Raw genomic sequence first — 3515 nt, forward strand, 5'->3', positions numbered from 1 at the left:
CGCCCCGGCCGGGCGGTCAGCTGTCGCGGCCGCGAAGGCGCTCTTCGCGCTCCTGCCGGATTGAGTCGGCTATCTGGTCCACGGAGCCCGCCATCACGATCTGCTCCATCAGCAGCTGGGCCAGAAGGTAGCGCGGGTCGGCGGCACGCGCCCGTTCGAGGGCGACGAGTGCGGCCGGGAACTCCCCGGCCACGGCGGCGGTGAACGCGGCGAGGGTCAGGGGGGCGGCGACGAACGTCGTGGTGGCGCTGGCGCACCGGCGGGCCAGCAGCGCCCACAGCTCCCGGGCGCGAGCGAGCTCGTCCGGTTCGATGTATCCGATCGCGATGTCCCGCAGGGGCCGGTGCCGCAGCCCGACGATCAGCTCTGCCGTCTCGCCCGGGGTGAGGCTTTCCAGGGGGGTGCCGTCGCCGCCGCCGAGCAGCAGCCGGTCGAGGATCGCCGTGATCCGTTCGGTCTCGGTGTCGAAGCTGCTGGCGTGCACGCGGTCGGCCCGCTCCCCGACGGCGTGCAGGATCGCGGCGCGCTGGGCCTCCGCTTCCTCCCCTGTGACGGGTTCGAAGGCGGCAGAGATCGCGGCTTGGCTGGGCGGCGTGGGGATGCCGACGGCGCGGGCGTTCATGGTGACCACGCCCGGGTTGTCCGGACCGTCGACGGGCATGCCCTCGTGCCGAAAGTTGGGGTTGTCGTGGTGGTACACCCACCAGTGGGTGGGGGTGACGAACATGGCGGCGAGGGTGTCGATGCCGTGGGTCTCGGCGGACAGCAGGAGTGCGTCCGCCACCGCCCGGTGCCGGGTCATCGCGGCGTAGCCGTCGCCCGTGTCCTGCTGGCGCGCGCACAGGTACACCAGGATGGCGGCCGGACCGGTGGCGAACTTCTCCAGGCGGTGCAGCGTGCTGTGCATCATGTGGTGCGCGGCCTCGTTCGGGTTGTCCTCGCCGCCGGGCAGCTCGAACTTCTGGCTGAACAGCGGGCGGTTGTGCAGGGTGTCGTGGGCGAGGACGAACACCATGCCGTCGGGGCCGTCGGGCCGGAAGCTCAGGAGGTAGGGCAGTGCCTCGACGGCTTGGGCGGGGCTGCGGACGTCGAAGGCGGGCACCGAGTTGATGTTCAAGGGGATCTCTCCGCTCGTGGTCGTTGGGGGGTAGGGCAGGGGCCGCTCGACTCGCGGCCCCTGCCGGGAGCGGGTCAGCCCGCGACGGGGATGCCCCAGGCGGCACGGTGCTCGCGCAGGTACTCGCGTACGTGCCCGAAGGCTGCTCCGTCGTTGAACATGCCGAGGAGGAGGCGGGTCAGGCCCTGGTCCGGGAGGCACGTCTCGGCGGCCTGAAGGGCGAGCCGGGACCTGGCGTCGTCGCCGAGCGCCCACGCCATGAACGCGTGGAGGGCGAGCGGCACGGCCGCGTGGTCGGCGTAGGCGGCGGGGCAGCGGTGGGCCAGGGCGAGCCACAGCTCGTTCGCGGCCGTCAGCTCGTGGTCCTCGCAGTGCACGAGCCCGGTGTTGCGCACGTCGTCGTACTGGAGGGCGAGCAGCAGTCGGGCCGCGAGGTCGTCAGGGGTGTCCGTGGCCTTCCGGACCCCGGCGACCAGTTCGGCGATGGTGGTGGTCACCAGGTTGATCGCGCCGTCCACGACGCTCTGGTGCCCGCCGGAGCGGATCTCGGCGTGCATGGCGCGGACGGCGGTGTCGAGGGTGGTGGCCATGGCGGCGGCCCGCGCCCCGGTGACAGGGGCAAGGGACTTCAGGACGTCGCTGCTGCGCGGCAGGCCCGTCGAGTCGAGCTCTGCGGGCGGCTCGGGGATGGGGTGCCCGTCGCTGGGACCGGCCGCCAGCATCGGCCAGTAGCGGGTGCGGGTCACGTACACGGCTTCGCTCAGGACCAGCCCCTGGCGGCGGCAGGCGTCGCGCAGGTGGTCGGCGATGGGCTGGTGGGTGAGGCGGGACTGCTGCCCGTAGTCGGGGTCGTCCGGGTCGGGGCAGATGTAGGCGACGATCCGGGGGATCGGGAACTCGAACGACGCGGCCTCGTCCCGCTGGTGGGCGAGCAGTTCTTCGGCCAGGGACGGCCAGTGGGCGGGGTCAGCGGGCAGTCCGGTTCGGACGAACCCGAGCGGTACACCGGCCGGGGTGATGCCGGCCAGAACCACACTGTCCTCGGGGTGGTAGTCGAAGAGGAACGGCAGCAAGTGAACGAGGCCCTCGGGGCCGTTCAGCAGGAGCAGCTTGTCGGTCATGGGTCCCTATCAGGGTTGGTCCGGATTCGCGGTCCGGAGTGGCAACAGAAGGACTTCCGTCTTCTTTCTTGACCTCAGTCTATTTGAGGGCGTGCCGGTTGGGCACACCCCAACTCCCCCGGTTTGGGGCGCAGTCGGAGCCGGGCCCGGGTGCCCGCCCCCGCAGGGACGGACACCCGGCGCCACCCGCAGCCCCCGGCTACTCCTCGCGGTCCTCGCGAAGGGCGGCCCTCAGCGCCTCCGCCGCGCTGACCGGCACGCGGATGACCTGCTCAAGCTCGGCCCGGGAGACCAGCCCCAGCAGCACCTGCGCCTCCTCGTCCTCCGGCTTGACCTCCAGCGCGAGGAGTGCCGCGCCTCCGGCCGCCGGCACGTCGCCGTCGAGCAGCAGCGCGATGCCCAGCAGGGTGAGCGGCGCGGCAGCCATGCGGCGATAGGGGTCGACGCACAGGCGGGCGACGCGCGACCACAGCGGCGCCGCCCTCTTCACCTCCTCGGGTTCGCAGTACGTCGAGGCCGTGTGCAGGATGTCCCCGTTCTGGACCGCGATGAGCAGGCGCGCCGCCTCCTCATCGGTCAGGTCCTCGACGTCGCGGCGACCGGTCAGCACGGCGGCGAGCAGCGGCTTGAGGCTCCGCTTGGCGGCCTCGTGGCCGGCTTCCAGCTCGCGTGCGAAGGCACGCACGGCGTCGGCCACCACGTCTGCGGCATCCTCCGCCCCGACCGCGGGGCCCCCGTCGGCCGTCGGCCGCTCGGCGGCGCGCGGCCTTCCCGGACCGGAGTCGCCGATGGACGGCATGGGCCACCAGCGGGTGGGGGTGATGAACTGGCTCTCGACGACGGTCAGGCCGTACCGCTCACACACGACCTTGAGCTTGAGCCACAGGGCGTTGTAGGAGTCGACGTCCTCGACGCCGTGGCCGTCGCGGGCGTAGATGAGCAGCGCGACGTCGCGCTGCCCGCGGCTGGTGGCCGGCATCCCGGCGATGTCGCCGATGAACGCCCGGGCGAAGGACACCGAGCGGTACCGCTCCTCCGGGATGTCCGCGAGGTATATCCGCAGGGGCTCGCCGAGCTCGGCGACGGCGATCTGCCCGGCCGGTTCGCGCCCGAGCGCACCGGCCACGAAGTCGGCCAGGTCGGCCGTCTCGAGGACGAAGGGGGTGTTGTTGCTGTCGGACATGGCGGGTCCTCGTTCCAGGGATGGGGCCGCGCCGGCGGGCGGCGCGGCCGGGGTGACATGGAGCGGCTGGCGGTCGGCCGGGGGCCCGCAGGCC

The 3515-nt window shown here is 72.7% G+C and carries 3 protein-coding genes; all 3 read right to left on the bottom strand.

Features of this window, described 5'->3' with window-relative positions; genetic code table 11:
* Positions 1-16: 16 nt before the first annotated feature.
* Entirely contained in the window at positions 17-1117 is a 1101-nt protein-coding gene (locus ACFU7Y_RS41820; RefSeq protein ID WP_224273393.1) for a DUF4192 domain-containing protein, read from the bottom strand.
* A gap of 74 nt (positions 1118-1191) precedes the next feature.
* On the bottom strand, positions 1192-2238 hold the full coding sequence (locus tag ACFU7Y_RS41825) for a DUF4192 domain-containing protein (RefSeq protein WP_224273391.1): 1047 nt from the start codon (positions 2236-2238) through the stop codon (positions 1192-1194).
* Between the two features lie 199 nt (positions 2239-2437).
* On the bottom strand, positions 2438-3515 hold a 1078-nt coding region (locus ACFU7Y_RS41830; protein WP_380771650.1), incomplete at its 5' end, for a DUF4192 family protein.

The organism is Kitasatospora sp. NPDC057542, from assembly GCF_042801945.1.
Lineage (GTDB): Bacteria > Actinomycetota > Actinomycetes > Streptomycetales > Streptomycetaceae > Kitasatospora.